The following is a 5,313-nucleotide window of genomic DNA, read 5'->3' on the forward strand; positions in this document are numbered from 1 at the left end:
GTTGTAAGGCGGCAATAATTTTGCCAATACAGTGGCTTTCCGCTCCGGTGAATAACGTTTCATATCAGGCTCCATTGCCCCCATTTAGCTTTTCAATAGGGGGTGACAACTATCCTGACAGAGGGGGCTTACGTGATTCCACAGGTCGGTCAGTTAAAGATCCGCTGACGGGTGAAAGAAGAAGAATTGACTTTGTGGTGAAAGGTCAGGATGGTCAGTGGCGGCCTGTTGAAATAACAAGTCGAACAGCACCTAAAGATGTTCAATTAGCTAAAGAAGATAGGATTAGGCAAATAGGCGGTGTTTTTGTAAAAAATAGAAACACTGGAGAATTAATACAACTTGACGAGTTGTCAATAATTATAAGGGCCAAGTGATGAATGGCGTTGATTTGAATTTACATAACGTTCCAATGTTAATATCTAGGAATAAAAGTAAAGAATGGGAAGATGGTGTTATAAGAAGCTCAACGTCACTGCTTAAATTCATGATTGAAAATCAATTGCTTGTAAATATAGATCCTTTTGATGAAAATGGAAAGCTAAAACTTGACACGGTTTTAAAAATGTCGAATGTCACTGAGGAAGGCTTAGAGTTTTATAAAAAGGTAGTAATTGGATGGCAAAATTATCTTGCAAAAAGTACAGCCCATGATAAATACGAAAACATAAGTCGCCTTGAGAAAGGGCTGGCAAAAATAAGAGGAAAATAAAAAAAGCCGGAAGCGATCTTAACGATCCTTCCGGCTTTTTTATCATCGGTCAGTCACTGCCTGTAATCTCCGCCAGATCCAGCCCGCCGGGAAAAGCGCCCAGCCACTCAGCGGCGGCGCGTTCATCGAACGGCTCCCGGCGTAATCCTTCCAGACAGTGCCACAACTCACGAATATCCTGCGCGGTGATGACGATGCAGCCCTGCATGACACGCAGCTTGAGCGGTTGCCCGGTACTAAACCCGGCTTCCTGTAGCCACTTGCCGCTGAGGGTAATGTCGGGCGTGGAGGTGTCGCCCTGTTGAGCCGGTAGCCGACGCGCTGATAGCGCTCGTGCTGAGAGATTTTAAAAACGGGGGTATCTGGCGTAGAATGCGCGTCAGCCATAGCCAATTGTACAAGGTGGGCGGTAGCATGAGCGATTTCTTGTACTATGACGACGAAAAAGAAGTAATTTACTGCCGAAACGGGTAGTACGGCTCGCCAGACGGATGAATTGTGGCACTTGATCCGGTGGGGCTGGCGGGTGGATTGAACAACTATCAGTACGCGCCTAATCCGCTGAGCTGGATCGATCCGCTTGGATTGAAGTGCTGGAACTCAGCAAGAAAAGATTTTTGGAAAAACGAGGCTAACGCTAATCCTCACCTATATTCTCAACGAAATATAAATCGTATGAATCGAGGTCTTGCGCCGAAGATGAAAGTTGAAGTTTTCAATCATCGGATGCAAGAGTTCCAAATAAAGAATGTTTCAATGAAAATAAATCATAGAGGTTTGCCTCAAAGATTAAAGACTCCAAAAGTGAATGAGTCGTGGAATCTTGAAAAAGCAACACCGTGAGGACATGAAGGGATGGATTCATATCGCCATACAAGGTATGACTTGACCAGAATTATTAAAGGGAAAAATTCATGGTAACAACATTAGACGTTAGAACTTTTATTAACAGCGATAATTATTTGAATTTGCTTAACAATGTCACACAATCGCTATCTATCCCATTAAGAGATTCAGAGATACCTAGTCAGGTTTTTAATATAGATGCAAATTGTATCAATAAAGCAAATACTGATTTTTCTATATTAAATGAATTATGCTCGTCAGATAAAGAAGAGATAGTAAATTTTATCAAACTACACAAATATGAAATTAATCGTGATAATGAGGAAGGCGATGATGAAATTGTTGAGATTCTGCCATCATATAAAAATTTTCTGATCGGTTATCTCTTAAAATACTTTTTTGTCAGCAGAAAACCAGAAATGTTAGAAAGTTATTTGAAATCGTTGAAACTACCTGCGTATAAGAAACATGCAGATGAGTTGAGGGAAATATACAACAAAATTTAAGACAAGCCGGAAGCAATCTTAACGATCCATCCGGCTATTTTTTACCTGCTGTTTAGTACATGATCAGGGATTAATCTCCGTCTCAATCACTATCCTGCCCTGTTCGACGGTAATGGTTATCGGCATGCCAGTCATAAACCCCGACTCTTCAAGCCTGCGCCTCTTGAGGTTGATGGCGGACGGCGGGTTGGCTCTGCCGTTTTGCGGCGCGTGTTCCACCGTGTAGTAACGTTCTGTTTTGGTTGCTTTATTTACCGAGAAGTCTGACTTAGAATTCGTCTCAACGATAGCCAAATTTCTCGTCGGCGGGCGGTAGCGTGCGGGATATCACGCAATATGGCGACTGAATAAAGATAATTTACAGCCGAAACAAGCAGTACGATCCGAAAGTCGAATAGATTATTGCTCCGGATCCGATAGGGCTACTTGGTGGATTAAACAATTACCAATACGCGCCGAATCCGCTGACTTGGATCGATCCGTTGGGTCTTACTGCATATAGATCGACAAAATCTAACGATCATGTAGATCTCGTTACTCCGAAACGTCGTAGGCATATTCTTGATGGAGATGCTACAGGTGGTGGGTACCGACCAGGAACGGGCCACCCAGGTAAGAGCAAATTCCCATCAGGATGATCTGATGAAAAAATTATGCATGAGATATCTGACATAGCTACAGATCCTTCGTTGTCATCTACTGTGAGACGTGGAGGAAGAACTGTGACGAATGGGACTCGTGATGGTATTGATATTAGAGTAATCCAAGAAAGAAACGGTGATATTGTGTCAGGTTTTCCAACTAATGTACCTAGGAATCCCCGATAATGAATGTTGACTACCAGGAAATAGAAAAAAATTTCTCTGAATTAATTATTTCTTTGAGTAAAGTATTTACGTCTGAAGAAATAAATGAAATTACAGAGTTTATTGGTTATGGTGAGTATGGGCTGGCTTTAGATACTGTGATTGATATCATCACAGAAGAGAATAAGGAAATTAGCCATGATAATCTTAGTATCATAGTTAAGTTATCTAATATTATGGGTTTAGAAACAGGTGTTATTATCGACAAGATAGCAAGGCATATATGTTGATTATATACCCTAAATAATTCAAGTTTCAGGAAGACAGCAAGAGAAGGAATCCCGATGAGCTTACTCAGGTAAGTGCTTTGGGTGACTGAACGCAGTCAACGCACATGCAATTTGAAGTATGATGGGTATAAGTAAAATGTATAGATCAGCGATGTGTTCCCCTGTCCTATTTTTACCCCCGAACAGCACAATACTCGCGTCAGAGTTCATGGCGAAGAGTTTTACGATTTTCGTGGCGAGTGCAGATGTCGTCGAATTTATGGTAGGTCACAGGTCTTGGAAATTATGTTTTTATATTTAACCTACTGATTAAATAGTAAAATAATTATTGTGCAGATAGCTTAACATATCAAGGTGTGGCGGTAGCGTATGAACAATGACGCGGTAATTTTGGGAGGTTACAAACAAAAACGGTAGTATGATCCGCCGATCGGATCGATTCGCCGTCCCGATCGGGCTGGCGGGGAGACTGAACCTTTATCAGTATGCGCCGAATTCTTTAAGCTGGATCGATCCGCTAGCTTTAAAAGCATGTGGCCCAACACGTACTAAACACGTATCTAACCGTCATATCCGTCGCCATAATAATATTGGGAAAAGCAAGTTCTCTCCGAAAGAACAGATAAAGCTGCGAGCTAAGAGTAAATATAGAAAGCCTAATCAATATCGGAAATTAGAAGATCGGACAATGAATGACCCAAGTCGAGTAATACATCAGGGAGATGGAAGAGTTAGGTATCAGAGAGATTATGACCGTGTCAATTGGGACAAGAGGTGAACAGGGGCATGTGACAATTTATGACCCAGTAAAAAATTATCACATCTTACCCAGCACATATAGGAGATTGATTATGTTAGATTTATCTTATCTTTCAGACAATGATGGAACTAAGCCATCTTTAATGTTGAATGATAAAATAGTTAGGAAAGCTGGAAGCTCATTTTTGCATTTAAAAAACAAAACTGGCGTATATGTTGATCCATATGGGAAAACCAGAATTTATCCAGACCATCAAAAGATATTAATTGACTCTCTAGCGGATTTTAAAGATAAAGAAATAGTCGCCTTTATTGAATATCTCAATGAGGCTATGAAAAATGATGAAGTTATAATCGCTGACGGTGATTAAGAGATGGTCGGGTTGGAGTAAGTCCTTCCCGGCCTTTTATTTGGGAGTGTTAGAAATTCCAGTAATATATGCAAAAAAGGAATTGCAGCCCGGCATGATACGCAGCTTGAGTGGCTGCTCGGTGCTGAACCCGGCTTCCTGTAGCCACTTTCCGCTGATATTGATGGCGGGCGTAGAGATGTCGCCCCTGTTGGGTCGGTAGCCGGCACGCAGATAGCGCTCCGGCTGAGAGATTTTAAAAACAGGGGTATCTGGCATAGAATGCGTGTCAGCCATAGTCAATCAGGAATGGGCGGTAGCGTGAGCGACGTCTTTTACTATGACGATGTTATGAGGGTAGTTTACAGCCCAAATTGGTAGCACGACCCGAAAGCCAGACGAAATCGTCCCTATAACCCGATAGGGCTGGCGGGTGGGTTGAATCTTTATGCTTATGCGCCGAATCCGTTGACATGGTTCGACCCGCTGGGGCTGGCGAAGTGTAGTAGCAACAAACCGCCAAATGCGTATTCCACAGCCGATGAAATGAAACTGTCTAAAACATCTTACCTCGGTGTATCACGTGGCCGACATTTTCAGGAAGCCAACAAATCTTTATTAAAAGCAATGGAATCCGATAAAGGAACGAAATCAGGCGGTGGCGCGCCAGCGACTGACGGGGAACGATGAGGAATGGAAAGAGAAAGTCGGCTACCACCTGCGTTCACTGGCGGAAACGGCGATGTCGCGGATGAAGATGATGTTCGCAGAGCGGCCGTCGCTGCGTGATTACGATGCGCAGTAGGCGAGGCAATGGCGCAGGTGAAAGCCATGAACATCATGGCGCTATTGGGTATGCCTGCCAGCATTCGTATTGATCTTGCCCAGCGACGGTGGACACTGCCTTAAGCGAGGTTTCTTTCCTCAAATTGCACCGGGCTTAGCCCGCCGTTGGCACTATGCCGTCGGTGCCGATTGTAGTCTATCTCGATATACTCGAATACCGCCGATTTCATCTCCTCCCGCGTGTTGAACCTCTCACCG

8 protein-coding genes and 5 pseudogenes are annotated in these 5,313 nt (G+C 43.2%); 9 read left to right on the forward strand and 4 right to left on the reverse strand.

Annotation, left to right across the window (positions count from 1 at the left end; all coding sequences use genetic code 11):
- Both ABRZ26_RS24590 and ABRZ26_RS24595 read left to right on the forward strand, forming a co-directional pair.
- Nucleotides 1-377, forward strand: a 377-nt coding sequence (locus ABRZ26_RS24590; protein WP_319606649.1) for a hypothetical protein, incomplete at its 5' end; no start/stop codon positions are given.
- Nucleotides 377-712, forward strand: coding sequence for a hypothetical protein (locus ABRZ26_RS24595; RefSeq protein ID WP_319606650.1), 336 nt, complete (start codon nucleotides 377-379; stop codon nucleotides 710-712). The genes ABRZ26_RS24590 and ABRZ26_RS24595, both read left to right, overlap by 1 nt.
- 49 nt (nucleotides 713-761) lie before the next feature.
- Here the strand turns inward: ABRZ26_RS24595 and ABRZ26_RS25220 are convergent.
- Nucleotides 762-1,099, reverse strand: a pseudogene (locus tag ABRZ26_RS25220) (SymE family type I addiction module toxin).
- A 120-nt stretch (nucleotides 1,100-1,219) separates the two neighbouring features.
- Between ABRZ26_RS25220 and ABRZ26_RS24610 the strand changes: the two are divergent.
- A pseudogene (locus ABRZ26_RS24610) lies at nucleotides 1,220-1,306 on the forward strand (RHS repeat-associated core domain-containing protein); the annotation flags it as partial.
- A 320-nt stretch (nucleotides 1,307-1,626) separates the two neighbouring features.
- Nucleotides 1,627-2,064 carry a hypothetical protein gene (locus ABRZ26_RS24615; RefSeq protein WP_319606652.1) on the forward strand — a complete coding sequence of 146 codons (438 nt, stop codon included), beginning with the start codon at nucleotides 1,627-1,629 and terminating at the stop codon, nucleotides 2,062-2,064.
- Nucleotides 2,065-2,127: 63 nt separating this feature from the next.
- Here the strand turns inward: ABRZ26_RS24615 and ABRZ26_RS24620 are convergent, their stop codons facing one another.
- Nucleotides 2,128-2,358: a SymE family type I addiction module toxin gene (locus ABRZ26_RS24620; protein ID WP_413556465.1), complete on the reverse strand. Its 231-nt coding sequence runs from the start codon at nucleotides 2,356-2,358 to the stop codon at nucleotides 2,128-2,130.
- Between the two features lie 116 nt (nucleotides 2,359-2,474).
- Between ABRZ26_RS24620 and ABRZ26_RS25225 the strand changes: the two are divergent.
- The 4 genes and pseudogenes from ABRZ26_RS25225 to ABRZ26_RS24635 form a co-directional block, all read left to right on the forward strand.
- Nucleotides 2,475-2,561: pseudogene (locus ABRZ26_RS25225) on the forward strand (RHS repeat-associated core domain-containing protein); the annotation flags it as partial.
- A gap of 329 nt (nucleotides 2,562-2,890) precedes the next feature.
- Nucleotides 2,891-3,160, forward strand: coding sequence for a MafI family immunity protein (locus ABRZ26_RS24630; RefSeq protein WP_319606653.1), 270 nt, complete (start codon nucleotides 2,891-2,893; stop codon nucleotides 3,158-3,160).
- Nucleotides 3,161-3,608: 448 nt separating this feature from the next.
- A pseudogene (locus ABRZ26_RS25230) lies at nucleotides 3,609-3,695 on the forward strand (RHS repeat-associated core domain-containing protein); the annotation flags it as partial.
- A gap of 316 nt (nucleotides 3,696-4,011) precedes the next feature.
- Nucleotides 4,012-4,290 (forward strand): hypothetical protein, encoded by a 279-nt coding sequence (locus tag ABRZ26_RS24635; protein WP_319606654.1) that lies wholly within the window; start codon nucleotides 4,012-4,014, stop codon nucleotides 4,288-4,290.
- 36 nt (nucleotides 4,291-4,326) lie between these two features.
- On the opposite strand, the gene ABRZ26_RS24640 is transcribed toward ABRZ26_RS24635, so the two are convergent.
- Nucleotides 4,327-4,566 (reverse strand): SymE family type I addiction module toxin, encoded by a 240-nt coding sequence (locus ABRZ26_RS24640; RefSeq protein WP_319606655.1) that lies wholly within the window; start codon nucleotides 4,564-4,566, stop codon nucleotides 4,327-4,329.
- Between the two features lie 346 nt (nucleotides 4,567-4,912).
- Between ABRZ26_RS24640 and ABRZ26_RS24645 the strand changes: the two are divergent.
- Nucleotides 4,913-5,178: pseudogene (locus tag ABRZ26_RS24645) on the forward strand (hypothetical protein); the annotation flags it as partial.
- Here the strand turns inward: ABRZ26_RS24645 and ABRZ26_RS24650 are convergent.
- The coding region (locus ABRZ26_RS24650; protein WP_319602909.1) for an IS3 family transposase at nucleotides 5,175-5,313 on the reverse strand (139 nt) is incomplete at its 5' end. The pseudogene ABRZ26_RS24645 and the gene ABRZ26_RS24650 overlap by 4 nt on opposite strands.

It is taken from the genome of Brenneria sp. L4-2C, from assembly GCF_040240335.1.
Taxonomy (GTDB): Bacteria; Pseudomonadota; Gammaproteobacteria; order Enterobacterales; family Enterobacteriaceae; genus Brenneria.

What these genes read in the sequence shown, in the direction of transcription:
- ABRZ26_RS24595 (WP_319606650.1), top strand. Translation starts at nt 377, where the DNA reads ATGAATGGCGTTGATTTGAATTTACATAACGTTCCAATGTTAATATCT.
- ABRZ26_RS24615 (WP_319606652.1), top strand. Translation starts at nt 1,627, where the DNA reads ATGGTAACAACATTAGACGTTAGAACTTTTATTAACAGCGATAATTAT.
- ABRZ26_RS24630 (WP_319606653.1), top strand. Translation starts at nt 2,891, where the DNA reads ATGAATGTTGACTACCAGGAAATAGAAAAAAATTTCTCTGAATTAATT.
- ABRZ26_RS24635 (WP_319606654.1), top strand. Translation starts at nt 4,012, where the DNA reads ATGTTAGATTTATCTTATCTTTCAGACAATGATGGAACTAAGCCATCT.
- ABRZ26_RS24640 (WP_319606655.1), bottom strand. Translation starts at nt 4,566, where the DNA reads ATGGCTGACACGCATTCTATGCCAGATACCCCTGTTTTTAAAATCTCT.